Consider the following 25,980-nt stretch of genomic DNA (forward strand, 5'->3'; position numbering starts at 1 on the left):
ACGACCGTCACGGTCGGACCGAGACCAGCCGGACCGGCGACGGGACACAGTGGATGAACGATGGCGAGAGCCAGCCGGCGTCGGGCGCATCGAGCGGCCACCCCGGGGCGCCATCGCCCTCGCCCACCCGCTCGTCCAGCACCTGCTGACGCGGCTGACGTCGGCTGTGCTCGTCCAAGTCGAAGTTGGACGAGTGCAGCCGACGTCGGTGCGCCTGGCCCTCGCTCACCCGCGCCGGGACACGTCCAGCGCGGTGGACCAGAGCGCGACGGCGGCCGGCAGGCCGACCACCGCGCGTACGGTTCCGTTACTCGTATCAAGACCGTACGCTGTCGCGCCGGCCGCGGCCACCAGGATCAGCAGTGCGCCGGTCCACCAGTAGCCGGGGACGTCGAAGATCCGGGCCAGTGGCAGGAAGTGCAAGCCGACGACCAGGCAGACGGCCACGACGATCAGCCCTGGTGAACCGGCCCGAAGCAGCCCGAAGACGGCGGCCAGGATCAACGCGGTCTGGGCCAGGTTGACCAGGTGGAACCACCGCATCGAATGCGGGTGGACGCGGCGGACCCGGGACGGACCGCGCGCCCGCAGCCGCCGGCCCGCCATCAGGAGAGCGCCGGCGCCGACCACGGCGGCCAGGTCGAGGGCGAGCCGGACGCCGGTGGGCACCGGTAGGCCGGTCACACCCACGATCAGCCAGAGCAACCCATAGATGACCATCGTGACGACGCCCATGGCGAGCGGGTCTCGGCGATTCACGGACTCGCCGCCCAATTGACGCGCGCCGGTGTCAGCTGACATGGGCAGACCTTAGCGTAGGTCGCTCAAAAGGCGCAAACCACCCGCCGGGACGAGCCGTCAGCGAATTGCTGACAGTTGTCAGGAACATTGTTGTTCGATCGCCGCGCGGGTCGAGAATCGAATTCCCAGTGAATTTCCTGCTCGTCGAGACAATTCCGGAAAGGTGCGTCGACATGACGACCGAGGCGTATGAGCCGGCCACCGACGTGATTGGTGTGCGGCTCCACACCAGGGGGCCCGTGACGCTTCCCTGGTTGGCACGATCCGTGGTGCCGGTGGCCCGCGCACTGCACGACGACGGCAACGCCGTCGTCCACCTCCACCGGGGCTGGCGGCACGGTCCCCACGTCGACATCGTCGCGTACGGCGGCGCCGGGGGCGCGGCGAACTGGGCCACCATCGCCGCACAGCTGGACGCCGGCCCACTGGACCCGGCCCGTGCCCTCAGCGAGGAGGACTACCTCACGCAGGCCCGCGAGTTCGGACGGTTGGAGGCGGTGCCCCCGCCGTACCTGCCGATGGCCGAACATGGCGCGGTGCAACTGCTCCGCCGGGAGGACAGCGGCCCCCGGCAACCGGCGCTGCGCGCCCTGGCCGGCTGGGAGGTGGCGCAGAGCGTCCTGACCACGCCGCTGCTGGACACGGTGGACGAGCTGGCGCGCCGGCCCGAGCAGGGCACAGTACGCCTCGGCGAGGCCTTCGCGGCGCTCGCCGACTCGTACTTCCTGGGGCTGGCGCACGGCGTCTACTCGTTCCGGTCGCACGTCGAGGCCTTCCTGGCCTGGGCGCGGCCCACCCGGGACGTACGCCCGGCATTCGCACAGCGGCTGGCGCGGGAGGCGACGGTGCTGCGCCCGGTAATCGAGCAACGGCTCGCCGGCACCCCCAGCGGCCCGGCGGCGGCCTGGCGGACGGCGTTCGCCTACTGCGCCGGCACCTTCGACGCGGCCGTGACCGACGGCACGCTCAGCCTCGACCTCCTGGACGAGATCACCGGCAGTGTGGACACCGCCGCGATGGGCCCGCCCAGCGCCCCCGACGTGGTGCCGACCGGCGACCAGCCGGACACCGAGTTCCACCGCAGGGTCGCCGCATCGGGCGCCTACGACCGGACCACCCAGTGGTTCGCCGCATACCGCGTGCTGATCAACCTCTTCTACCAGCAGCTTCCGCTGCTCACCGTGTCGCCGATGCAGCGCTACTACATGTGCTACGCGATCAGCGAGCTGGTCGACGAGGTGCTCGGTGAGAGCTGGCAGGACCGGCTAACCCGTGACCGGGTCCGGGTCGTCGCGACCGCGGGGAGGGCGGCATGACCCTCGCCCCCGCCGCCCCGGCGCCTCTCGCCCCGATCAGCACCACCTCGCCGGCGGAGCCCCTCTGGCAGTTGCGGATCAACCCGCTGCGCCGGGCCCGCCTCGCCGACCCGACGCTGCGGGCGCTCCTGGCCGACCTGACCGACGTGGACCGGGCGCTGTCCGACAGTGCCGCCCGCTGCGCCGACGATCTCTACCGGCTGATCGGTGCCAGCTCCGACGAGGCCGAACGCAAGCGCCTGGTGGAGGCCCGCCGCGCCATCTCCCGGGACCGGGAGCCCCGCACGGACCTCACGCATCTGCCCGCCGTGGCCGCCTGGGTCGCCGCCCGGCATCGCCGCGACGAGCTGCGGGCCCGGCTCATCGCCGAGCATCCGGCGGCGGCCGAGCGGGAACGGGGGACCCTCGCCGGGCTGTTGAGCGACGAGGACCTGCGCCGTTCGCTGGCTCTGCTCGCTCCCGAGGTGCACGAGGAGGCCGAGCGCTACCGGGCCGCCGTGGCCACCGGCCAACCGGTCGCCGCCCGAGGCCGCAAGTCCGAGCGCGGCCTGATCCAGTACGTCACCCGGGCCATGGTCCGGACCAGCCCGCTGGCCCGGTTCACCGCTGTCGGCATCGCGGTGCCCGGCCCCGAGGGGGTCGACCCGCGCAGCGTGCCGTTCACCGGGGCGCACTCGTTCCCCAGCCTGGACCGCGTCATGATCGCCTATGTGCTGGGCGGGCTGAACCCACCGGCGGGCGCGGCGCGGCTCGGTGCCTGGGTGGGGCTCTCGCCAACCTCCGCGGTGGAGCCGGAGCAGGGCGCGCTGTTCTTCCTGCGCCCCACCGAGGGCGGCTACCAGCGCCTCTCCGCACCGCTGCGGGGCCCGATCAAGCTGCTGATGGACGCGATCGCCATGGGCCCGCGTCCGGCCCGGGCGGTGGCCGGATACGTCGCCACGCACGCCGGCTGCCCACTGCCCGACGCCGAGCAGATCGTGCTGCGGGCGCTGGACAGCGGCATCCTGTGCACCTTCAACGAGGCCGAGAACGGCGACGCCGACCTGGCCGAACAGCTGGACCGGCCGGACACCCTGGCCGCCGACGCCCTCGCCGACGTGCGTGCCGGGTTGTCTCGGCTGGCCGACGGGCCGGTGATGGAGCGGGGCGCCGACCTGGCGACCCTGCGCGCCGACCTGGCCCGGGTCAGCGGGCTGGCGCAGCGGCCGGCCCAGGTGATGGTGGAGGAGGACTACCTCCTCCCGCCGGCCACCGTGGACACCGAGCCGGTGCGGGGCAACCTGGCCGACCTGGGCGCGGCGGTGGAGCTGCTGTCGGTCTTCGACTGGCTGCACGACGTGCGCATGATGACCACCCGGGCCTTCGTCCGGCGGTTCGGCGCCGGCGCCTGCGTCCCGCTCGCCGACCACGCCGACGAACTCGTCGAGGCGGTGTCCGCACAGGCTGTGGCGGCCGGGGAGTACGCCGCGACGCTCACCGACGACAGCCCGGTCGGCGACGACCCGCTGCTGCGCCTCTACGCGCTGCGCCGCCGGATCATGGCCTGGACCCGGGCGGAGATCACTCGAGCCGCCGAGGCGGGCGAGCCCGAGGTGCGGTGGTCCGCCGAGCAGGCGTACGAGCTCGTCGCCGAGCTGCCCGAGGAGTTCCGGCGTGACCCACTCAGCTACGGGGTGCTCGCGCAGTGGGCGGGGGACCGGCTGGTCGTCAACGACGGGCTGCCGGGGCACGGCATGCTCTACTCCCGCTTCCTCGACGGCGACCGGCGGCTCGGCGGGCGGGCGCTGCCGTACCTCGCCGACCGGCTCGCCGAGCGCTTCGGCTGGGACGGCGCACGGGTCGTGGAGGACCTGGGGCTGCACCGACTCAACGTCAACGCCCATCCCCGCGTGCTGCCGGACGGGTTGGGCCCGGACGACTGGTACGCGCTGCGTCTGGTGCACGATCCGGACACCGACACGCTCGCGGTCACCGATGCCGACGGGCAGCGGCTGCGGGTGCTGCCGCTGGGCACCGGGCACCCGGGGCTGTTCCCGCCGCCACTGTCGGTGGCGTCCTGCCTGGCGACCGGCGGCCGACTCAACAACTACCTGCTGGACCTCTGGCACGGCGGCAACCCGTGGGACCGAGCCCGTACCCGGATCGCCCCGCGGATCGCCGTCGGCGATGTGGTGCTGAGCCGCCGCCGCTGGTACGGCGGCGCCGAGCTGGACGGGGCGCTGGCCGCGCCGGAGGGCCCCGAGCGGTTGCTCGCCCTCACCGGCTGGCGCGGCCGGTACGGCGTACCGGAGGAGGTGGTGGTCAAGACCGCCTTCGACGACGAGGCGCCCCGGTCACTGCGCCCGGCCGACATCATGCCCCGCCGGCAGAAGCAGAAGCCGCAGTACGTCGACCTGACCTCCGCCCTCGGCACCCGGGTGCTGCCGCGGATGCTCGAGCGTCGGGCCGACGGGAAAGCCGTGGACTACCTGGAGGAGGCGCTTCCCGGGGTGGTCGACGGCACGCACGCCTACGAGTGGGTGGTCGAGATCGGCAGGCGCCCCGGCGGCCTGTTCCAGTACGGAGGGAAGAAGTCATGAGACTGCGCGCGCGACCGTACCTGCACTACGCGCCGACGCCCGACGGCGTCTACCTCGCCGGGGGCCGCGACCAGCTCGTCCTGCGGGGCTCAACGCTGCTGTTCCGGGTCGCCGACACCTGTGTGCCGCTGCTGGACGTCGGCACCACCGAGGACGAGATGGTGACCGCGCTGGGCGAGCGGGCCAGGCCGGTCGTCCGCCACCTGGTCGACCAGCTACGGGGGCACAACCTGCTCCTGGATTTCGCGGCGCACACCGTCGCCGAGCCGGACGAGGCCGAGCGGCAGCGGTGGGCCGGGCCACTGGCGTACCTGGAGGCGGTCTCCGCGGATCCGTACGCCGCCTTCGCGGCGGTGCGGGCAGCGCGGGTGGCGGTGGTGGGCCCCGTCGAGGTCACCGGGCCGGCGGTGCGGGGGCTGCTCCGGGCCGGGATCGGTGCGGCGGAGGCGCGGGATGCGGCCGACGACCTCAGCGGATTCGACGCGGTGATCCGCTGCCTCGCCGCCGGCGAGGCGCCCGAGCCGGCCGCGGCGCCGGTGCTGCCGGTGCTGCTGGACGGCCGGGTGCTGGTGGCCGGACCGGTGGTGACCGACACCGCGACCGCCGCCAGGTGGCCGGCGTGGCGGGACCGGGTCCTGGACCAGGCTGCGGCGGAGTCCGTGCCGCCGCCCGCTCGTCCGGTCGCGGACGCGCTGGCCGGTGCGCTCGCCGCGCACCTGCTGTTCACGGTCATCGCCGGTCAGGACACCCGCCGGGACGCATACGTCGTGCATTCCGACGCGCTCACAGCTGACCGGGTGGTGCTCGGAGCGCCGCTGGCCGACGACGAGCGCTGGCACCTGCTGGACGACGCCCAACCCGTTCCGCTGCCCACGATCGACGACCTGACCCCGGCCGTCTCCGCCCTCACCACCCGCTGGACCGGCCCGTACACCCGGGGTGACCGGGAACCGGAGCTGCCCCAGCTACCGCTGTCACAGCGCGAGCTGGCGTACCGCGACGGCCGGACCGGCTCGGTCTTCGCCGGTGGGCCCGACCTCCAGACCGCGTACGTCGCGGCGGCCATCGAGGGGATGCGGCGGGCGCCCGACGGCGGCGCGGCCGGACTGACCGAGGAGACCTGGCTGCTCGACGGCGCACTGCGGCTGCTCGCCGCGGAAGCCGAGCCGGCCCCCACGTTGGACCCGGCCGAGCTGGACCCGGAGACGCACCGGATCCGGCAGAGCCTGGGTGCCCAGCCGCACGTCGTCGACCTGCGCGCGGTACCCGGCCTGGACTGGCGGCTGGCCCGGGTGCGCACCCCGGACGGGGAGACGCTCGGCGTGGCATGGGGGCCGGACACGGACACCGCCGTCCGGGCCGCCGTGGGGGTGGCTGTCACCGCCGGACAGGTCGAGGCAGCTGGCGGCGAGCCGGCACCCGCCCTGCACACCGACGCCCTGCTGCTCGCCGATGACGGCGTGGTGCACGCGCTGCGCAAGCAGGTCACCGCGCTGGCCGCGGCGACCGGCCGCCGGTTCCGCGGCCGCGCCCGGCACGCCGATCCCGTCCTGGGTGAGCTTCCGTTCTGGTACGGCCCGGTCGAGGTTACCGGCGACATCGAGGAGCAGACCGATGGGCACTGACACCGACCGGCCCAACCTCGGGCCGGGGTTCGCCGCAGACGCCGCCGACGAGTGGCTCACCGCGCTGGCCCCCCTGCTCGCGGTCGACGCCACCGTGACGCTCGACCGCGGATTCGACCTGAACTGGCAGACCGGGCAGTGGCGCCGCAGCGCCGCCGACGGCCGCGAGCACCTGTCGGTGCGGGTGTACGACGACGAGGTGCAGATCGGCCCGCGCTGGGCACCGGGCACCGACGCCGGCTGCCCGGTCTGCGCCGAGTCCCGCGAGCGTTCGGTGCTGGAGCACCCGTTGCAGGCCCGCCTGGACCTCAACCGCTGGCGGACCGGCACCGGCGACCCACTGCTGCCGGACCTGCTGGCGGCGGCTGCCCGGAACCTGGCGGACGTGCCGCTGGCTCCTGGCGAGCTCGCTGTGGTCGGCCCGGCCGGTGTGCGGCGGCACCGGATCCCGCGGCACTTCTACTGCTCGTCCTGCGCACCGCGCTTCCACCCGGACCTGGACTGGCGACCGGAGTCGCTGACCCTGCGCAGCCACCCCGCCGCACCGGGCGACCCCACCCGGGCCGCGGACGGTGCCCGCCTGGTCGTTCCGGGGGCGCTGCGGGACCGGGTCGTCGACGAGCGCTTCGGCCCGGTCCAGAAGATCATCTTGGAGTCGGCCGCGCCCTTTGCCATGAGCATGTCGATCATGCCGGACGCGCCGGCGTGGGGACACGGCCGGGCGATGACCTTCCGGGAGGCCGAACCGGTCGGCCTCATCGAGCTCTACGAGCGCCTCGGCGGCTTCCCGTTCGACGCGCCAGTGCTCCAGGGGCTGACCTACCGTCAGGTCGCCGACCACGCCCTCGACCCGGCCACCCTCGGCGGGCACACCGACGAGCAGCTCGCCCACCCCACCGCCCGGGTGCTCCCGGTACACCCGGACAGCCCGATGGACTGGGTGTGGGGCCACGACCTCAGCACCGGGCGGCCGGTGCTGGTACCCGCCGAGATCGGCTTCTACCAGTACGAGTACCGGTACAAGTTGAACCGCCGGGCCGCCCGCGCCGCGCGCCGGGCCAACCCGCGGGAGAACCGCAAGCACTTCTACGACTCCTCCAGCGGCTGTGCCGCCGGCTCCTGCCTGGAGGAGGCCGCCCTGCACTCGCTGCTCGAGCTCGCCGAGCGGGACGCCTTCCTGATCGCCTGGCACCGGGCCACCCCGCTGCCGGTGATCCCCACCTCGACGATCACCGACCCGGACAGCAAGGCCCTCATCGACCTCATCAACGCTCGCGGCTTCGACGTCCACATCCTCGTCGCCACCCAGGACGTGGCCCTGCCGATCGTGTGGACCCTCGCCGTCAACCGGACCGGCGGATTCCCGGCCACCTTCCACTCCGGAGGGTCCGGCGCCAACCCGGCCACCGCCATCAGGGGCGCCCTACGGGAGGTCGCCCAGCTCGTCACCGACCCGCAGGACCCGGACACCTCCGACATCGAGCCGATGCTGGCCGACCCGTGGAACATGGAGGAACTGGTCCACCACCCCCGCTACTACATGCATCCGGCCACACTGGCCCGTGCCACCGCCGTGCTGGGCGGCCCGGAGACCACGATCGCCGAGGCGTTCGGCGACTGGCCCGGCCAGCTCGAGCGGGCCGCCGCTGGTGACGTTCGGGGCGCCCTGGACCACGTCCGGGAACTCTACGCAGCAGCCGGCATGGACCGGATGGTGCTGGTCGACCAGAGCACCCGGGAGCACCGGGACGTCGGCATCTCGGTGGTCAAGATGGTCGTACCCGGCATCCTGCCGATGTGCTTCGGCCACGCCCAGCAGCGGCTGCTGGGCCAGCCCCGGCTCGCCGCCGCGCTCGCCGGCACCGCCCAGGCCGGACGACCGCTGCCCTACGACCCCCACCCGTTCCCGTGAGCGCCGGGATGCGGGTTCCCGCCCCGTACACCGACCACACCATCGGCCGGGAGTCGCTCTGGTACGCGTACGCCGCCGGGGCCGACGAGACCGTGATCCCACCCTGGCTGTCCGAGCCGGTGCCTCCGATGGAGACGCACGTCCACCCGCCCACCCCAGCCGCCGCCGTCGGAGGCACCCGCCGGCCACTGCCGTACGGGACGGCGGAGCTGCTGTCGCGCACCGCGTACCCGCACGGGCAGGTGGCGGGGGAGGTGGCTGACCCGCTCGGGCACGCCCTGGTCGCCGCGTACGGGCCGCAGTGGTACGACCCGGACAACGTCTACAACCCCCACCGCGGCTATGCCTCGCCGCGCTGCCTGTACCCGGTGCAGGTCTTCGCCGACGACGGAGAGCACTGGACGCTGCTGGATCCCGACCGGCACGCGCTGACCACCCTGTCGGTACCCGGGCATCCGCCCCGGGCCCGGCAGCTCGCGCTGACCGGTCGCTACACCCGCATCCCGCGCGGCTACCGCTGGTTCCGCGGCTCACTGGTCGCCATCGAGACCGGCTACGCGCTGCGCGCCCTCGCCATCGGCCTGCACCACTTCCGGGTGCCAGCGTGGGTGCGGCTGCCCGACGCCGGGGCCGGCGCGGTCCTCGCCGAGGTGGGGCTCGACCCCGCCTGGGAGTGGTCGCTGCCGGTCACCGTCGGGTTGGGTGCGCCCCCTCTCGTGCCCGGCCCGACGCCCGCCGACCCGCCCGCCGAGTCACCCGATCCGGTCCTCGCCGAGGTGGCGGCGGTGAACCGGGCGCAAGCGTTCACTGACCCACCCACCCGGCTCGGCTCCGGTGTGCCGGCGGACGCGGCCGCCGCACCGACCGCGCCGGACTGGGCGGAGCTGACCTGGCGTCGGAACTCGGGACGGATGCCGGCGGGCCGGCCCGGCTTCGACTCCCGGCGTCGGCGGCTGCCGGCGGCGGTCGTGCACGACATCACACGCTGGCTGGCTGTACCGGCACCCGGGCCCACCCTGGCCGCCGTCCGCGACCGGATCACCGTCTCGGTCGCCCTGCGCGACATCGACGGGTACGCCGACGGCGTGCACCGGGTCGGGCCGGACGGCGAACTCGTCCTGCACCGAGCCGACCGGGAGATCACCACGAAGCTTGAGGCGACGTACGGCTACCCGCTCACCCCGACCGACGGCTGCGGCGTCCGGCACGCCTCCATGGTGTGGTTCCTGTCGGTCCGCCCCCGGGAGCTGAACGCCGCCTACGGGCCGACCGCCTGGACGGCCACCCAGTACGCCGTCGGCTGGGCCGCGCACGGCCTCTCCCTCGCGGCCAGCGCGGCCGACCTGTACGCCCGGCCGGTCCGGGCGTTCGTGGAGAACGCGACACGGAACCTGCTCGGTCTGGCCGGCGACGAGATGATCGCGCTCGCCGTGGTGGTGGGCACCCCGCGGCACGCCAGCGGCGGGCTGCTCGACATCAGGTTGTGAGGAGAGGTGCCGTGAGCGCGAGCAGTTACCCAGGTTCGCGAGCCCCGCAATCGAGAACAAAGGAGATGCCGTGACCCAGACCGTGCTCCGCCCCGACCACGCCGCGACCCGGCCCACCGAGTGGAGCTCGTGGCACCTGCACCTCGCCTCCGACGCCCGCTCGGTGCAGGACCGGGTGATCCAGGAGGTGATCCGGCCGGTGGCCGCCGAACTCGACGGTCGGCCCTGGTTCTTCATGCGTTTCTGGCAGGCCGGCACTCACCTGCGGTTCCGGGTCGGCGACCTGGGCTCCGAGGCGTACCACCGGGTGGAGGAGGCGTTGCGCGACCGGCTGGCCGAGGCTGGCCGGCTGGCCGACGACGAGGAACCCCTCGACGAGGCCGGCTACCGGGCCGGCGCGGTGACCTTCGCCGCCACCGAACGCGGTGCCGACCGGCAGGTGCTCGACCTGATGCCGCCGGGCGTGCATCGAGCCGTTTACGAGCCGGAGCACCTGCGCTACGGCGGTCGGTCGCTGATGCCCGCCACCGAGCGGCTGTTCCAGCTGTCCAGCGAGCTCGTCGTCGCCATGCTGCCCAGCCGGCCCTCCGAGGGGCTGCGCACCGGGCTGGGACTGCGAGGCACCATCGCCGCCGCGGCCGCCCTCGGCGGCCCCGAGCGGCAGGCCGAGTTCTACCGCCGCAGCATGGACGCCTGGCGGGTGTGGGCCGGCCACTCCGGCACCACGCCTGAGCAGCTGGCCGCCCTCTGCGCCGTCGACGCCACCGGCCCGGTCCCCGACCCGGACGCACACGGCCCGTTCCGCCGTTGGCACGCCGCCATCGCGGAGCTGGCCGAGCAGATCGCCGCCAGCGGCGACACGCCGCCGGCCCAGATCCTCTTCTCCCACGTCCACATGCTGCACAACCGACTCGGCCGCAGCCTCTTTGAGGAGCTGCGCACCTACGCCTGGCTCGCTGCGGCGTACCCGGACGGAAACCCGTCATGAGTAGCCCGCGGGTGGCGGTCGTCGGCGCCGGCATCGGCGGGCTGGCCCTGGCCGCGGCCCTCGACGCGGCCGGCACGGCCTACGAGGTGTTCGAGCGGGCCGACCGGCTCACCGAGGTCGGCGCCGGCGTCCAGCTCTCCCCGAACGCGGTCCGGCCCCTGCACCGGCTCGGCCTGCGGCCCACGCTGGACTCCCGGGCCGTCCGACTCGCCGCGGCGCAGATCCACGGCTGGTCCGGCCGTCCGGTGGCCCGCACCGAACTCGGCGCAGCCTGTGAGGTGCGCTTCGGCGCGCCGTACCTGGGGATGCACCGGGCCGACCTGCGCGACGCCCTGCACGCGCGGGTGGACCCCACCCGGCTGCATCTGGGCCGGCCATTGACCAGGGTGGATCGTGACGGCGAGGAGGTGGTGCTCACCTTCGCCGACGGCCGCACCCATCGGGCCGACGTGGTGGTCGGCGCGGACGGGCTGCGGTCGGCGGTCCGCGCGGCGCTCGTCCCGGACACGCCGGTCTTCTCCGGCCTCGGCGTGTTCCGTGGGCTGGTGCCGATGGACCGGCTGCCGGCGGGCGCCCGTGCGCCGGTGGCCCGGATGTGGCTCGGTCCGGGCAGGCACTTCGTCTGCTACCCGGTCAGCGGCGGCCGGGCACTCGGTTTCGCCGCCATCGCACCCCTGCGCCGGCCGCCCGTGGAATCGTGGTCCGTCACGGTGGATCCGGCCGAACTGGTCGCCGCCTTCGACGGCTGGCACGCCCCGGTCGCCGCCGTCGCGCAAGCCGCCCGCGAGGTCCGCTACTGGGCGCTGTGGGACCGGGAACCGTTGACCGCCTTGTCGGTCGGGCGGGTCACCCTGCTCGGCGACGCCGCCCACCCGATGCTGCCCTTCCTTGCTCAGGGCGCCAACCAGGCCGTCGAGGACGCCGTCGAGCTGGCCTCCTGCCTCACCGGCGCCTCCCGCGCCGACGCCCCTGACCGGCTGCTGCGCTACCAGCGGCAGCGCATGCCCCGGACCACCGCCGTGCAGAGCGCCTCTCGCGCGCAGGCTCGGCACATGCACCTCGCCGACGGCCCCGAACAGGCCGCCCGAGACGTGGCGCTGCGCCAGGCCGCCGACCTGGACGCCCGTGCCTGGCTGTACGGGTACGAGCCGGGCGGGGTGGCGGCGTGACACGGGTCGCGATCGTGGGCGGCGGAGTGGCCGGCCTGGCCGTCGCCGCGCTGCTGCGCCAGCACGGGGTGCCGTACCGCATCTACGAACAGGCGACCCGGTTCACCGCCGTCGGCGCCGGCATCCAGCTCTCCCCGAACGGGGTGCGGATCCTGCGCCGGCTCGGTGTGGGCCCGACGCTGCGCGAGCACGGCGTCGCCGCCGAATCGATCGAGATCCGACGCTGGGACGACGGCCGGCTCCTCTGCGCCCTCCCACACGGCGACGCGTGCGTGACCGCCTACGGCGCCCCGTACGTGCTTATCCACCGTGCCGACCTGCAACGCGGCCTGGTCGGGCTCCTGCCGGCTGCCGACCTCGGGCTCGGCCGGCGCGTCGTCCGCGTCAGCGAGGACGACGAGCAGGCCACGCTGCACCTCGCCGACGGCACCAGTGACACCGCCGACCTGGTCATCGGCGCCGACGGTGTGCACTCCGTGGTGCGTCCCGCGCTGATCGACGACACCCCACGCTACTCCGGCTACGCCGTCTGGCGCGGCCTGCTCCCGGTGGACGAGGTGCCCACACTGGGCCGCGTACCCCGGGTGCTCTTCTGGTTCGGGCCCGACGCCCACGTCACGTACTACCCGATCGCCGCCCGACAAGCGGTGCACGTCAGCGCGGTCTGCGCGCAGAGCGCGGAGACCGGCGACCCTGCCGTCGAGGAGCTGACCGCCGCACTGGACGGCTGGCATCCCGAGGTGCTCCGGGTCATCGGCGCGGCCCGTGGGGTCAGCCGCTGGGGACTGTACGACCGGGAGATCGCCGGGCCCTGGCACAGCCGTCGGCTGGTGCTGCTCGGCGACGCCGCCCACCCGACCCTGCCGTACCTGTCGCAGGGCGCCAACCAGGCGCTGGAGGACGCCCTGCTCGTCGCCGACCTACTCGCCGCGGACCCGGCCACCGCCCTCAATCGGTACGAGCGGGCGCGCCGCCCCCGGGTGGCGGAGGTGCACCGGCAGGCCCGGCATCGGGCCGCCCTCTTCCACCTGCCCGACGGGCCAGCGCAGCGCGCCCGCGACGAGGAACTGGCCCGGCAGGTCGACCTGAGCCACCTCCGGTGGCTCTACGGCCACGACCCCGACGCGGAGCTGGCGCACGGCGCGTCGACCGGCGGGAGCGGATAGATCGACCCACGAACCTGTGCGGAAAGCGGCGCTGACTTCGGCGCCCACACGGATCGGCTGGCCCGGGCGATCGAGGGCCAGCGCCCTGGCCGCGATGCCGCCACGCATCCGGCCTGGCGGCCCAACCCGGGCGAGCCCTGGCGTTCAGAGCCGGGTAGCCCTTGTCCGCGAACGTCATCACCTCGGCGCTGCTCAGCGCGTCGACGATGCCGTGAACGCGGGCGGCGCTCAGGTCATGAATGGCACCGGGCAGCGCCGCCGATGCCCAGACCAGGCGACCCGCAGCGTCCGCGAGGTGGCTCAGGGTTCGACTGGACAGCGGAATCGTGGCGGGGTAAGACAGCACGGCGAGGCTCCCGGTCGGGGCATCGGATCTTGGTCGACTGCTGTCTTACCTGGAGCCTCGCCCTCATCGATCTCCGGGTTAGCCGCACCCGCCGTGACCAGCACGATCACGATGAAAAGGGCTCATTGGGCAGCGCTGAGCAAGGAAACCAAGCCGCGCCCGCTGCGGTATGGAACTCGCTGAACCCGATCAACGTCAAAGCTGATACAGCTTCAACCTACGCGGACGTCGACGTGTCCGACTACACCTCTTCGAGCGACAGTCGGGCGGGCTGGTTCGACTGCAGCGCGGGCGCGGACGACATCAAACTGAACACACACTGGATGGACGGCTACAACGACTCGCAGAAGCACGCGGTGGTGACCCACGAGTTCGGGCACTCTCTCAAGCTCGCCCACGGGCCGGAGATCGCGGTGATGGACACGTGCCCGGCCTGTTACAACCCGAACATGAACAACAACCTGCAATCGTGGGACATCAACTCGTATCACAACGTATGGGGGGTACTGAGCATGAACCGCCGCCTTGTTCGACCGCTGGTCGCAGGCGCCGCCGCCGTCGCGGTGGCCTCCGGCGGATGGTTGGCCTACGACTCGCTGCGGGCGGGTGACATGCACACGGTGCACTCGTCCTACGCGTTCGATGTCACCGACGAGACGAAGGTCGCCGGGTTTGCCGACTACGTCGTCGTCGCGACGGTAAACCGCGTCGCGGAGGTGCAGGAGCGCGACGGCGCGCCCTACACCGTCTTCGACGTGACGGTGGACAAGACCCTCAAGGGCGAGCCGGTCAAGACGCTGCGCGTAGTCCAGCTGGGCGGAACCCTCGGCAAGGACACCTGGCAGGTGGAGGGCGAGTCTCTGCTACGGCCCGGCACGACCTACGTGCTCGCGGCGAAGACGGAGCAGGGGCGTGGGACGCATTAGCTGGTGGGCGGGGCGGATTTCCCGGTCGTTGACCGGTCCGCGACGCGTGCTGGCGGTGGCCCAGTGGTCGAGTGGCAGGACAGCGTCGCCCGCCAACGGTGGCCCTAGGAACTCCCGAAGAGCTCCTGACCGCCGTCCTTCGACCGAACACCCCTGGCCTGTCGCCCCGATCCCGGGCGACAGGCCAGGGGTGTTGTGAGGTAACCGGGCCGCGGGCACTCCTCGACGAGCTGCTCGTTCTTCGTCGCCGTCGACCATTGATCGCGGCTGAGGGTCCCCACCTCATATGGAGGTAAGGACCCTCAGCGCGGCTCGAAAGGAGTGAAGCCATGCCGGCCGTCGTTGATGCTGTCATTCCCAGCGACAATGGACTGTTCCTGGTCCGAGACGTCAATGCCGAAAGCTTCGAAGCTCGACTGGCGGCCTTTCAGGCATCCCGCATCATCGTCGGCGGCGACAAGAGCCTGGTCGACAGCCGACGGCGACGGCGCCGCAGGTGACGCGACTGGCTCGGTGACTGTTGTGGGCGGACTCTTCGACTGGCTCAGCTGCTGATCGGTGAACAGATGGCTATGGACAAGACCCTGCTGTTGGGGGCCACAGATCCTGATTGGGATCCACGGATGAGCGAGGTCGTGGCGGACCTCGAGGTGGTGTTCGGTTTCAAGCTTCCCCGGAGCCGGCGGGAAAGGAGATGTTCCTCGGGGGCGACGATCGGAGTCACGCGTGGTTGACGCTGGAGGGGGAGGATTGGGAGCCGTTCCGCAGCCATCCCTGCAACCTCGACGTCGCGACCGGTGAGCCGGAGTTGCTGTACGTGACCTCTTTGTTCGAGCGGTCGGCCGGCCTCGCCCGGTATCGCGTGATCCTGTTGCTGGACGACGCCTGCGTCCGGTCGACGCACTTTCCACGCGAGGAGTGGTGACTCGACCAGGCGGCCGCTGGCGCGCGCCACCACCGACGGCGTCGCCGTCTGCGTCTACCCTTACCGGGTGAGCCTTCCACCCGACCGGTACGCCTCAGCCGGCGAACCGGGGCCCGACCAGGCGCCCCGGCCGGCACCGACACCGGAGGCTCTGGAACTGCCCGACGACGTGAAGGATCTGGAAGGCTGGATCGTCGCCGTGCTGCGGGCCGCACCCGTCGACCAGATCTTCAGCGCGTCCGCCCGTGCTGAACGGCTGGCCACAGAGCGCTTCGGAGCGACGGCGACGGTGGCAGCCCTGCGACGGGTGCTGCCGATGGAGCTGGCTGCCCGCTTACCCCCGCCGTGACCGGCTCCCGGCCGATCAAAGACGGCAGTCCGGCGAGGCTCACCGCTCTTGCCGCAGATAACAGGGCCGCGCCATGTAGCCGCCAGAGGACGTCACCGTAGGCGACCCGTGCTGGTGTTGGGCGTGACCAGGGTCATGAGTGTCGTCCCGGGTCAGGGCCCCGGCAAAGTCGCGTGACGGGGTCTGGCTTGTGGAAGTTGGAGGGGAAGCGCCGCTGTTGGTGGCAGCAAGACGGGCATGACCCGACCGGAAGATCATCAAAGGCAACCAGCCCCACCTGCACCGCCAACTCACCGGCCTGCCCTGGCGGACAGTCCCGGACGCCACCCGCGACTGCGACCGCGGGCACGGCCGCCGCGAGATCCGCAGCCTGAGGATCCTGACGACCTCCACCGGCATCGACTTCCCGCACGCCGCCCAAGCCATTCAGATCCGCCGCCGTAGACGCCGCCTGGACCAGCCGAAACGCTTCACCACCGAGACCGTCCACGCCATCGCCGACCTCCGCGTCGACCAGGCGAGACCGGCACAACTGGCGGAGTGGATCCGCGGCCACTGGTGAAAACAAGATCCACTGGGTCCCCGACGTCACGTACGACGAAGACCGCAGCCAGAGCCGCACCGGCACCGGCCCCGACGTCATGGCCCGCCCTACGCAACGCAGCCATCGGCGCCCTACGCCTGACCGGGGTCACCAACATCGCCGCCGCCAACCGACACCACGCCCGTGACAGCACCCGCCCACTGGCACTACTCGGCATTACCTGACGACTTTGCCGGGGCCCTGGCGTCTCGCGGCCCATCGGGGCGCTTGGCCATGCACCTTGACGCGGACGAAGACGCCCGGAGGCGGCGGGCCAGCCACGGCCTCGACGGCGTCAGCCCGAGGTCGAGCTGAGCGTCCCGCGAGGCGAGTCGTGGGATGCTCTTGCGCCTGAGCACCGGAGAGGGAGATCATCACGCATGCTCGACCCCTCGCCGGAGGACAACACAACTTCACCGACAGTTTCCACGCCGCACTTCGTTGGTCGTGATCGGGAGATGGCGGCGCTCCGGGACGCCTTGGCCCGGCCGCCGGCGATCGTGCTGGTGGAGGGCGAGGCGGGGATCGGGAAGAGTCGACTGCTGCGAGAGTGGTTGGCCGCGCCGGACCAGCGCAGCGCCTTGGTCTCGGTGTGCCCACCGCTTCGCGAGTCGCTGACGTTGGGGCCGATCGTCGACGCGTTCCGGGGGATCGACGGGCCGGTGTCGCGGTTGCCGCTCACCGACCTCGCGGGGGCGTTACGGCCGCTGTTTCCCGAATGGTCCGCTGACCTGCCGCCCGCGTTGCCGCCCTTGGACGACGCGAAGGCGGCGCGGCATCGCCTGTTCCGCGCCCTGGACGAGCTGCTCCGGGCGCTGCGTGTCGACGTTCTCGTCCTCGAGGACGCGCACTGGGCCGACGAGGTGACTCTGGAGTTCCTGCTCTTCGTCACCTCCCGACAGCAGTCGGACGGGCCGAGCCTCGTGATCTCCTATCGGCCGGAGGAGGTGGACGTCGGATCGCTGCTGCTGCGGCTGACCTCCCGGTTGCCTGCCGGCGTGACCCAGCTGAGGATCGCCCTGGCGCCGATGGGACCCCCCGACACGGCGGCGCTGATCTCCTCGATGCTGGACGGCAACCCGATATCGCAGGAGTTCACGACGTTCATGCACGAGCGGACCGGCGGTGTTCCGCTGGCGCTGGAGGAGTCGGTTCGCCTCATGTGCGACCGCGCCGACCTCGTCTTCCGCGACGGGCAGTGGGTGCGGCTGAAGCTGCGCGAGCTACAGGTGCCGCCGACGGTGCGCGACTCCACCCGGGAGCGGGTGGGCCGTCTGTCGCCGGAGGCGCAGCAGGTGTTGCGAGCCGCGGCCACGTTGGCCGAGCGCGCCTCGGTGGCCACGATCGCGGTGACCGCCGGTCTGTCACCGGCCGCGTGTCGCGGCGCTATCGCGGAGGCGGCCGATGCCGGCGTCCTGGACGGGGACGACCGCGGCCAGTGGCGGTTCCGGCATGTGCTGGCCGCCACGGCCGTCTACGAAGCGATCCCGTTGACCGACCGCAGGCACTTGCACCTACTGGCCGGCCGGGCGTTGGAGGACATCCATCCGCCGCGGGTCGCCCGTCTTGCCCGCCACTTCCGTGAGGCGGGTGAGACGCGGTCCTGGGCGCGATACGCCGAGCAGGGCGCCGAGCTGGCCATGGCCTCGGGTGACCACACCAAGGCTGTCGACCTGCTGGTCGACCTGTTGTCGTCGTCCGAGCTGGCGCCGGGGGACCGGGCCCGGGTCGCGCGCATCGCCGGGGTAGCCGCACTGGGCCGTCGTGAACCCGTCGACGAGGTCTACCACCGGGTGATCCGTACCCTGCGCTCGGTGCTGGAGACCCCCGGTCTCTCGGCACGCCAGCAGGCCGAGATCCGCAACCCCCTGGGTCGGCTGTTGATCACCGGGGGTGAGGCGCAGGCCGCCCTCGGCGAGCTCGAACAGGCGGTGGCCAACCTCGACCATGACCCGGTCGAGGCGGCTCGGGCCATGACCTATCTCGGCTGGGCCTATGCGGGACCGTGGCCGGCGTCGACTCATCGCCGTTGGCTGGATCGCGCCGCCGAGCTCACCGCCGGATTCGACTCTCCCGCCGAGCGGTTGAACCTGGCCGGCAACCGGGCCGCCGCGCTGCTCATGCTCGGCGAGGAGGAGGCCTGGGACGTCGTCGCCGACCTGCCTGTCGACGGCGCGACCTCGGCGGAGCGGCTCGACGTGGCCCGCATCCACGCGAACGTCGGGACCGGGGCACTGATCTGGGGTCGGTACGCCGACGCGGAGGAGCACCTTGCCGTGGCCATGCGCCTCGCCGAGGCCGAGCAGGCGTCCCGCTTGCAGTACAACGTCCGGCTCGAACAGGCCAACCTGGCGTGGCTCACCGGCCGGTGGGAGGGTCTCGCGGAGCGGAGCGCGGCACTCGCCGACGCCGACCGTGACCGTCCGGCGCACTACCTCGGCAGCATTCGGCTCGCGGCCCGGCTGGCCGCCGCGACCGGACGGCGGCGCGCCGCGGAGGAGCAGTTCCGGCTGGTCCTCGAGGAGTCCGCCCGGCTCGGCGCGGTCGACGACACGATGGAGGCCGCCGCCGCGCTGGCCAGACTGTGGCTGACGGACGGAAACAGCGGGCGGGCGCTGCAGATCACGGACGAGCCGATGGAGACGGTCCGGAGCAAGGGCATCTGGGTCTGGGCGACGGACCTCGTCCCCGCCCGGATCGAGGCGCACCTCGCCGCGGGCGACCTCAAGTCCGCGACCCGCCTGGGCGACCAGTTCGCCAGAGGTCTGCGTGACCGTACGGCGCCCGCGCCACGCGCCGCGCTCACCGTGTGCCGTGCCCTGCTGCTCGCCGCGGCCGGAGACCACGCCCGCGCGGCGACGGCGTACGACGGGGCGGCGCGCGCCTGGGGCGCGCTGCCGCGCCCCTACGACGCGATGCTCGCCCGCGAGCGTCAAGCCGAGTCACTCATCGCGCAGGGCCAGAGCGACAAAGGCCGGGAGCTGCTGGCCGCACAGTACGAGCAGCTGTTCCGGCTCGGCGCCCGCGGCGACGCGGACCGGGTCGCACAGCGGCTCCGCGAGCACGGCGCCGAGGTCCCGCGGCTGTGGCGCGGCGGCCGACGAGGGTACGGCGACCAGCTCTCGCCTCGCGAGCTCGACGTGGTTCAACTGGTTGTCGCCGGTAAGACGAACCGGGAGATCAGCCGGATCCTGGCCAAGTCCCCGGCCACTGTGGATCAGCAGCTGCGTGCGGCGATGCGCAAGTTGAAGGTGACCTCGCGGACCGCGCTCGCGGTCAAGGCGGTGGAGGCCGGAGTCTTCGCCGAAGAAGATCCTCTCGATGAACCGTCGTGAAAATTGACGTATCCACTGGATAGCGACGGGCACTCGGCCCGCCGAGCATGACTCCATGATTCATAGCCCTTGGGCAGTGCATGCCTGAGCGACCTGTCGCGCGGAACGACTCGGCCACCGAGCACCAGCCACCACCCGAGCTGCCGCACGAGCCGCACCCCGGCGACACCTCCGACGCCCGCGACCCCGACGGTACGGATGGTGCCGACGACCACCAGAGCCACGACCCCTACCAGCCCCTGTAGGCCGAAGGACCCCCATGAGACTCAAAGCCCTCGCGGCAACACTAGCCGTAGCGGTCGGCCTGAGCGCGATCCAGGCGCCACCGGCGTCGGCCGCCGAGCCGGATCCCGGCGCGGCCGCCAACAAGATCGCGTCGAACCTGAAGGACCGCTTCCGCACGCAGCCGGCCTCCGACTTCTGGATCACGTTCGACACCAAGGCCGACCTCGGGCCGGCGAAGAAGATCACCGACTGGACAGCTCGCGGTCAGTTCGTCTACGACGCCCTGAAAGCAGCAGCGAAAAGCTCCGCGGCGTCCGTCACCGCCGAGCTCGACGAGGCGGGCGTGAAGTACACGTCCTACCCGCTCGTCAACGCCGTGCTCGTCAAGGGCGGCACGCAGCAGCTCGCGCTCGACGTCGCCTCGGTCGGGCAGGTCGCCGAGATCCACGCGACGCCGCAGGTGGCGCTGGTCGACCCCGTGGAGGAGAAGACCCCGGCCGACCGGGCGGCCCGCCCGGCCAGCCCGAAGACCGCCGCCGACGACGGCACGGTCACGTGGGGTCTGGACGCCATCCACGCCCCGCAGGCGTGGGCCATGGGCGCCACCGGTGCGGGCATCACCGTCTCCAACCTCGACTCGGGTGTCCAGTTCGACCACCCCGCCCTGGTGCACCAGTACCGCGGCACGAAGGCCGACGGCACGGTCGACCACAACTACAACTGGATGGCCACCCGGGGCACGTGCACGGGCGCGCCGTGTGACGACAACGGACACGGCACGCACACCATGGGCACCATGGTCGGCGTCGACGGCACCAACCACGTCGGTGTCGCCCCGGACGCGCAGTGGATCGCGACGAACGGCTGCTGCGACAGCAGCGGCGTCGAGTCGCTGCTGGCGTCCGGCTGGTGGCTGCTCGCCCCGACCGACCTCCAGGGGAACAACCCCGACCCGTCCAAGCGCCCGCACGTCGTCAACAACTCGTGGGGCCAGACCGTCGAGCACGCCTTCGACGACTTCTTCCAGGCCATCGACGAGGCCTGGAGCGCCGCGGGCATCTTCAGCGTCTGGTCCTCGGGCAACACCACGCCGTACGCGGCCTGCGACACCGTCTCCTCGCCCGGCTCGGCCACGAGCGCCTACTCCGTCGGCGCCTACGACTCGGACGGCAACCTCGCGTCCTTCTCCCGCAAGGGCGAGGGCGAAGGTGACCGGATCAAGCCCGAGATCTCCGCTCCGGGCGTCGCCGTCCTCTCTTCGTACCCGAACAACAGCTACACCGAGATGGCCGGCACCTCGATGGCGGCTCCCCACGTCGCCGGCGCCGTCGCCGACCTGTGGAGCTACGACCCGACCCTCATCGGGCAGGTCGAGGAGACCCGACGCCTGCTCGCCGATTCGGCCGTCGACGTCGACGACACCGAGTGCGGCGGCACCGCCGACTTCAACAACAAGTACGGCGAAGGCCGACTCGACCTCGTCCGCCTGCTCGAGCTCGCGCCCCGGCAGGGCGGCACCCTCACCGGTGTCGTCACCGCCGACGGCAAGCCGGTCCCCGCTGCCGAGGTGACGATCAGCGGACCGTTCAGCCGGTCGATCGGAACCGACGAGGACGGCCGGTTCACGACGAACCTGCCGGTCGGCGACTACCGGCTCAGCACCAAGGTCTTCGGCTACCTGACCGCGACCGCCGACGTCACGATCTCCCTCGGCCAGGACAGCTCGGTCAAGCTGCCGCTCACGGCCGCCGCGAAGCACGACATCAGCGGCCGCGTCGTCGACGACAAGAAGCAGCCCGTCCCGAACGCCGACGTGACCGTCAAGGACACGCCGCTGAAGGCGGTACGCACGGACGCCAACGGCGCGTTCACGGTCGCCGGTGTTCCGGAGGGCGGGTACACGCTGAACGTCAAGCCCAACGCCTGTTTCTCGCCCACGACCGTCCCGCTGACCGTCGGCGCGCAGAACGAGTCGCTCGAGATCTCCGTCGGGCTCGTCGTCGACAAGGGCGGCTACAGCTGCGCCGTCTCCGAGGGCGAGTACCTGCGCGGCACCGACCCGGTCGAGTTCCCGAGCGGCGTGTGGGCGACGGTGAAGCTGCCGTTCCCGATCGCGCTCTACAACGGCAGCCACGACAGCCTCGGTGTGAGCCTGCGCGGCGTCATCTCCCCGGACACCTCCACCGGACCCGGCAGCGGCGGGGCGGGCGTCTTCCCGTTCTGGCTCCAGACCCCCGTGGAGTTCGCCCCCGGTGGGGGAGTCTTCACCGCAGCCACCAAGGTCAACGGCGAGGACGCGTTCGTCGTCGAGTTCCGCAACGCCAAGCTCTGGGCCTACCCGACCCGGACGGAGTACACGGAGCCGGTCAGCTACTCGGCCACGCTCACCCGCTCCGGCACCGTGATCTTCGGGTACGGCGACGGCGTCGGGACCGACGACCCGGTGACCGCCGGCGCCACCGCCACCACCGGCATCCAGGGCTGGGCCGGCGTCGACGGCATCCGGTTCTCCGAGAGCGCCCCGGTGCTGCACGACGGGATGGTCGTCACCTACGACCTGCCTGACTTCGGTTACCTCGACGCGACGGTCGTCGACCAGAACGACGGACAGCCGGTGGCCGGGGCCGAGGTCTCCTTCTCGAACAAGTCCGGGCTCGTCGAGACCGTCACGACCAACGGCACGGGCGTCGTGCATCGCCAGCTTCCGGTCGGCGACTACACCATGACGGTGGACGCGCCGAACTACCAGATCGGGACGTACCCCTTCTCCCTCGACAAGCTCTACGCGAAGGCCAAGGTCGACGCGCGGCTGACCACGGGTGTCGCCGGGCTGAAGGCCGACGGCCTCGACGCGCTGCTCGGCACCGACCAGAACGGTGTGGGCTCGCTGACGCTGACCAACAACGGCTCCGCCCCGCTCACGTACACCTTGGGCGAGGCCGCGCGCCACCCCGAGCTCGACACCACGGGCGCCACCGCGCGCACCGGGACGGGTGCGGACAGCACGATCGACCTCACCGCCTGGAAGGCCGGCGCGAGCGGCATGAAGCCGTCGAACGCCGACGGCAAGGCTGCGACCGCGAAGGCCGCGGAGGCACAGGCGGCCGGCAAGGTCGGCGTGACCTCCGGCGGCGACGTCATCACCCGGATCCCCATCCCGGGCACGATCGCCGAGAAGGAGCCCTCCGGCGTCGGGTACGACGGCGACGTCTGGGTCCACGACTACAACAAGCGGACCAACACCGCCTACACGGTGACCGGCAAGCCGACCGGAAAGGTCTTCGACGCGTCGTGGAACCCCGCGTACCGGGCCTTCGACATGGCGCTCGACACCAAGACCGGTGACATGTGCCAGATGGAGGACAGCCCGGCCAGCTTCATCCACTGCTTCGACCGGAAGACCGGGAAGGAGACCCGGCAGGTCAAGGGTGACTGGTCCACCCTGCAGCTGACCGGACTCGCCTACAACCCGACGGAGGACGTGTTCTACGTCGGTGGCCGGGCGAACGGCATGATCGGAACCGTCGCCGGGACGTCGCACGACAACGCGGGCGCGCTGCTCTCCTTCTGCGCCCCGCCGCTGCCCGAGGTGATGGGTCTGGCCTACAACCAGGCCTCCGACACCATCTGGTACACCGACCTCACCACGAACCGGCCCACCCGCCTGCTGCAGGTCGACCCGGACGACTGCTCGCTCGTCAACGCGTGGTGGTTCCCGGGTCAGAAGGCGACGCAGGGCGGCGGCCTCGAGACCGACTCGACCGGGGCGCTGTGGGCGGCGGACCAGGTCGCCGACGACGTCGTACTGGTCGACGTCGAGGACGACCTGCTCACCGACCTGCCGTGGCTGTCGCTCTCCTCGGCCGGCGGCACCCTCGCCCCGGGCGCGTCGACGACCGTCAAGGTCTCGATCTCCTCGAAGGACGCCGAGCCCGGAGTCCTCGGGGCGAACATCGTGGTGCGGTCCGACTCCGGACGTCAGTCCAAGACGTACGTCCCGGTGACGCTCACCACCACGAAGTACCAGGTCGGCGTCAACGCCGGCGGCGCGAAGCTCACCGACGGCTCCGGCTACACCTGGTCCGCCGACCAGCCCGCCGGCAAGAAGGCGTGGGGCTACGAGGGGAAGACGAAGGTCACCTCCACGAAGGCCGGGATCGAGGGCACGACGGACGACATCCTGTTCCAGTCGCAGCGCACCACGCCCGACAAGCAGTTGTTCTACCGCTTCCCGGACGCGCCGAAGGGCACCTACGCGATCGATCTCGGGTTCGCCGAGATCGAGAAGGTGGCCAAGGGTAAGCGGGTCTTCGACGTCGTCGTGGACGGGTCGCTGACGGAGTACGCGTACGACCCGGCCGCGGCCGTGGGGCAGAACACCGCCGACTGGCGCACCGCCGTCGTGAAGCACGAGGGCGGTCCGCTGACCGTGGAGCTGCGGGGCTCGAAGGGCCTGAAGGCCCCGACCGTCGCCGCGCTGCGGGTGACGCTCGACCCGCGCGCTGACGCGGCGGAGCCGGATCCCCAGCCCGAGCAGCCGGACCCGGGCCCCGTGCCGGTGGCTCCGGCCGGTCGCTCGTACTCGATGAAGGTGACCGACGGGCTCTACCGCCAGGGCACTGAGGAGTCCGGGTGGCACGGCGACGACAGCTGCGGCGTGCTGTGGTTCGACTCCAGCTTCCTGTTCCCGTTCTACGACACGGCCTGGGACGGCGTGTGCGTGACGACGAACGGCCAGCTGATCTTCGACCGAGCCAGCGCCGTGGGGAGCAACACGGAGCTGCCGTCGCCGTACACGTTCGACGCGATCTACCCGTTCTGGGACGACCTGGTCGTCGACGACGAGGCGAACATCTACTTCGGCAGAACCGAGGTGGACGGCCTGGCCGCTGAGGTCATTGAGTGGCGCAACGCCACCTTCTACGGCGAGCCGGCGGCCCGGGTGAGCTTCTCGGTCACCCTGATCGCGGACGGCCGGATCCAGATCGGCTACGGCGACGGCGTCGGCGGCGACAACCCCCTCACCCGGGGATCGTCGGCGACGGTCGGCGTGGAGAGCCTGACCCGCAACCCCGCAGGTCAGTACTCCTTCGACCAGCCCATCCTCAAGGCCGGCCTGGGGCTGGAGTACACCCTCCCGGCCGCGGGCACGATCGAGGGCACGGTCACCGACAAGAACGACGGTAAGCCGATGGCGGGCGCGATCATCACGCTCAAGGGGCCGAACGGTGAACGGGTCATCACGACCGACGCGAAGGGTCGGTGGAAGGCCCAGGCGCTGGTCGGCGAGAACACCGTGGAGGTGTCGTCGCCGAACTACGTCACCGCCAGCCACCCCGTGACCATCGCCAAGAAGGACCAGGCCGAGGTCGTCGACACGGCGTTGACCACGGGCATCGCCACCGTCACCGGAGCTGACCTCGACTGGCTCCTCGACAAGGGCCAGAAGGCGACGGCCGACGTGACCGTCACCAACACCGGCTCCGCCCCGCTCCAGGTGCGGATCAGCGAGCAGCAGCGCACCAGCGACGGCGGGCACGAGGCCGCCGACCTTCCGTGGCTGAGCCTCAAGGGCGCGGCCGCGACCGGCACGGTCACGCTGGCGGCCGGGGCGTCCACCACGGTCACGGCGACGGCCGACAACGCCGGCGTCAAGCCCGGCGTACTCGTCGGGGACGTGCTCGTGGCGACGAACGCCGGCAAGGGCGAGACCCAGCTCAAGTCGGTCCGCCTGGCGACCTCGGCCTACTGGCGGGGCGTCGACGTGGGCGGATCAGGGTACGTCGATGCAGACGGCTTCTTCTGGTCGCCCGACCAGGCGCTCGGTTCGCGGCCGTGGGGCTACGTCGGCGGCAAGGCGCGTACCACCAAGGCCGACATCGCCGGCACCGAGGACGACGCGCTGTTCCGCACCCAGCGGACCGGCAAGACGTTCAGCTACGTGTTCAAGAACGCCCCCGCCGGGACGTACCGGATCGGCCTCGACTTCGCGGAGATCGAGAAGGTCAAGGCCGGCGAGCGTGCCTTCGATGTCCTGGTCGACGGCAAGGTCGTGCTCTACGACCACGACGTCCAGGCGAGGGCGGGTGCGCTGACCGCGGAGCTGAACACGGTCACCGTCGCGCACGCCGGCGGCGATCTGAAGATCGAGCTCAGTCGCGAGAAGGGCGAGGGCGACCCGATCCTCAACGCCCTGAAGGTCCAGGAGGACCCGCGCCCGTGAGTTAGCCGAACCGGTTCGCAAGCAG

The 25,980-nt window shown here is 72.1% G+C and carries 17 protein-coding genes and 1 pseudogene; 15 read left to right on the forward strand and 3 right to left on the reverse strand.

The genetic code is table 11. The features are described from left to right. Window positions 1–7 precede the first annotated feature (7 nt). Window positions 8–229 carry a hypothetical protein gene (locus tag D7147_RS05375; RefSeq protein ID WP_120674245.1) on the reverse strand — a complete coding sequence of 74 codons (222 nt, stop codon included), beginning with the start codon at window positions 227–229 and terminating at the stop codon, window positions 8–10. Then, window positions 226–801, reverse strand: a complete 576-nt coding sequence (locus D7147_RS05380) for a hypothetical protein (RefSeq protein WP_199734082.1) — start codon at window positions 799–801, stop codon at window positions 226–228. The genes D7147_RS05375 and D7147_RS05380 overlap by 4 nt, the downstream gene beginning before the upstream one ends. A 254-nt stretch (window positions 802–1,055) precedes the next feature. On the opposite strand from D7147_RS05380, the gene D7147_RS05385 reads away from it, so the two are divergent. The 8 genes from D7147_RS05385 (at window position 1,056) to D7147_RS05420 (ending at window position 13,043) form a co-directional block, all read left to right on the forward strand. Further along, window positions 1,056–2,117: a hypothetical protein gene (locus tag D7147_RS05385; RefSeq protein ID WP_199734083.1), complete on the forward strand. Its 1,062-nt coding sequence runs from the start codon at window positions 1,056–1,058 to the stop codon at window positions 2,115–2,117. Next, window positions 2,114–4,696 (forward strand): lantibiotic dehydratase, encoded by a 2,583-nt coding sequence (locus tag D7147_RS05390; RefSeq protein WP_120674247.1) that lies wholly within the window; start codon window positions 2,114–2,116, stop codon window positions 4,694–4,696. The genes D7147_RS05385 and D7147_RS05390 overlap by 4 nt, the downstream gene beginning before the upstream one ends. After that, window positions 4,693–6,321 (forward strand): hypothetical protein, encoded by a 1,629-nt coding sequence (locus D7147_RS05395; RefSeq protein WP_120674249.1) that lies wholly within the window; start codon window positions 4,693–4,695, stop codon window positions 6,319–6,321. The genes D7147_RS05390 and D7147_RS05395 overlap by 4 nt, the downstream gene beginning before the upstream one ends. Continuing rightward, window positions 6,311–8,233 carry a TOMM precursor leader peptide-binding protein gene (locus tag D7147_RS05400; protein WP_120674251.1) on the forward strand — a complete coding sequence of 641 codons (1,923 nt, stop codon included), beginning with the start codon at window positions 6,311–6,313 and terminating at the stop codon, window positions 8,231–8,233. Before D7147_RS05395 ends, D7147_RS05400 begins: the two co-directional genes overlap by 11 nt. An 8-nt stretch (window positions 8,234–8,241) precedes the next feature. Then, window positions 8,242–9,720, forward strand: coding sequence for a hypothetical protein (locus D7147_RS05405; RefSeq protein ID WP_199734084.1), 1,479 nt, complete (start codon window positions 8,242–8,244; stop codon window positions 9,718–9,720). A 70-nt stretch (window positions 9,721–9,790) separates the two neighbouring features. Next, window positions 9,791–10,708, forward strand: a complete 918-nt coding sequence (locus D7147_RS05410) for a thiopeptide-type bacteriocin biosynthesis protein (protein WP_120674253.1) — start codon at window positions 9,791–9,793, stop codon at window positions 10,706–10,708. After that, the gene (locus tag D7147_RS05415; RefSeq protein WP_120674255.1) at window positions 10,705–11,877 is read left to right on the forward strand and encodes an FAD-dependent monooxygenase; all 1,173 of its coding nucleotides are present in this window, start codon (window positions 10,705–10,707) and stop codon (window positions 11,875–11,877) included. Before D7147_RS05410 ends, D7147_RS05415 begins: the two co-directional genes overlap by 4 nt. Beyond that, on the forward strand, window positions 11,874–13,043 hold the full coding sequence (locus D7147_RS05420) for an FAD-dependent monooxygenase (RefSeq protein ID WP_120674257.1): 1,170 nt from the start codon (window positions 11,874–11,876) through the stop codon (window positions 13,041–13,043). The genes D7147_RS05415 and D7147_RS05420 overlap by 4 nt, the downstream gene beginning before the upstream one ends. A gap of 130 nt (window positions 13,044–13,173) precedes the next feature. Here D7147_RS05420 and D7147_RS05425 read toward each other — a convergent pair. Beyond that, a pseudogene (locus D7147_RS05425) lies at window positions 13,174–13,338 on the reverse strand (transposase family protein); the annotation flags it as partial. A 176-nt stretch (window positions 13,339–13,514) separates the two neighbouring features. Here D7147_RS05425 and D7147_RS32920 point away from each other — a divergent pair. From D7147_RS32920 to D7147_RS05460, 7 genes are all read left to right on the forward strand, one after another. Further along, window positions 13,515–14,315, forward strand: coding sequence for a hypothetical protein (locus tag D7147_RS32920; protein WP_233562948.1), 801 nt, complete (start codon window positions 13,515–13,517; stop codon window positions 14,313–14,315). Between the two features lie 329 nt (window positions 14,316–14,644). Then, window positions 14,645–14,815 (forward strand): hypothetical protein, encoded by a 171-nt coding sequence (locus D7147_RS32365; RefSeq protein WP_158609288.1) that lies wholly within the window; start codon window positions 14,645–14,647, stop codon window positions 14,813–14,815. Between the two features lie 194 nt (window positions 14,816–15,009). After that, window positions 15,010–15,240, forward strand: a complete 231-nt coding sequence (locus tag D7147_RS05440; RefSeq protein WP_120674259.1) for a hypothetical protein — start codon at window positions 15,010–15,012, stop codon at window positions 15,238–15,240. Window positions 15,241–15,307: 67 nt separating this feature from the next. Then, window positions 15,308–15,589 carry a hypothetical protein gene (locus D7147_RS05445; RefSeq protein ID WP_233562949.1) on the forward strand — a complete coding sequence of 94 codons (282 nt, stop codon included), beginning with the start codon at window positions 15,308–15,310 and terminating at the stop codon, window positions 15,587–15,589. Window positions 15,590–16,552: 963 nt separating this feature from the next. After that, window positions 16,553–19,507: an ATP-binding protein gene (locus D7147_RS05455; protein ID WP_120674262.1), complete on the forward strand. Its 2,955-nt coding sequence runs from the start codon at window positions 16,553–16,555 to the stop codon at window positions 19,505–19,507. A gap of 80 nt (window positions 19,508–19,587) precedes the next feature. Next, window positions 19,588–19,752, forward strand: coding sequence for a hypothetical protein (locus D7147_RS32370; protein WP_158609289.1), 165 nt, complete (start codon window positions 19,588–19,590; stop codon window positions 19,750–19,752). Window positions 19,753–19,766: 14 nt separating this feature from the next. After that, the gene (locus D7147_RS05460; RefSeq protein ID WP_120674264.1) at window positions 19,767–25,955 is read left to right on the forward strand and encodes a S8 family serine peptidase; all 6,189 of its coding nucleotides are present in this window, start codon (window positions 19,767–19,769) and stop codon (window positions 25,953–25,955) included. Window positions 25,956–25,980 lie beyond the last annotated feature (25 nt).

The sequence above is a fragment of the Micromonospora musae genome (assembly GCF_003626545.1).
GTDB lineage: Bacteria > Actinomycetota > Actinomycetes > Mycobacteriales > Micromonosporaceae > Micromonospora > Micromonospora musae.

What these genes read in the sequence shown, in the direction of transcription:
- D7147_RS05415 (WP_120674255.1), top strand. Translation starts at nt 10,705, where the DNA reads ATGAGTAGCCCGCGGGTGGCGGTCGTCGGCGCCGGCATCGGCGGGCTG.
- D7147_RS32370 (WP_158609289.1), top strand. Translation starts at nt 19,588, where the DNA reads ATGCCTGAGCGACCTGTCGCGCGGAACGACTCGGCCACCGAGCACCAG.
- D7147_RS32365 (WP_158609288.1), top strand. Translation starts at nt 14,645, where the DNA reads ATGCCGGCCGTCGTTGATGCTGTCATTCCCAGCGACAATGGACTGTTC.
- D7147_RS05460 (WP_120674264.1), top strand. Translation starts at nt 19,767, where the DNA reads ATGAGACTCAAAGCCCTCGCGGCAACACTAGCCGTAGCGGTCGGCCTG.
- D7147_RS05405 (WP_199734084.1), top strand. Translation starts at nt 8,242, where the DNA reads ATGCGGGTTCCCGCCCCGTACACCGACCACACCATCGGCCGGGAGTCG.
- D7147_RS05400 (WP_120674251.1), top strand. Translation starts at nt 6,311, where the DNA reads ATGGGCACTGACACCGACCGGCCCAACCTCGGGCCGGGGTTCGCCGCA.
- D7147_RS05395 (WP_120674249.1), top strand. Translation starts at nt 4,693, where the DNA reads ATGAGACTGCGCGCGCGACCGTACCTGCACTACGCGCCGACGCCCGAC.
- D7147_RS05440 (WP_120674259.1), top strand. Translation starts at nt 15,010, where the DNA reads ATGTTCCTCGGGGGCGACGATCGGAGTCACGCGTGGTTGACGCTGGAG.
- D7147_RS05455 (WP_120674262.1), top strand. Translation starts at nt 16,553, where the DNA reads ATGCTCGACCCCTCGCCGGAGGACAACACAACTTCACCGACAGTTTCC.
- D7147_RS05380 (WP_199734082.1), bottom strand. Translation starts at nt 801, where the DNA reads ATGTCAGCTGACACCGGCGCGCGTCAATTGGGCGGCGAGTCCGTGAAT.
- D7147_RS05390 (WP_120674247.1), top strand. Translation starts at nt 2,114, where the DNA reads ATGACCCTCGCCCCCGCCGCCCCGGCGCCTCTCGCCCCGATCAGCACC.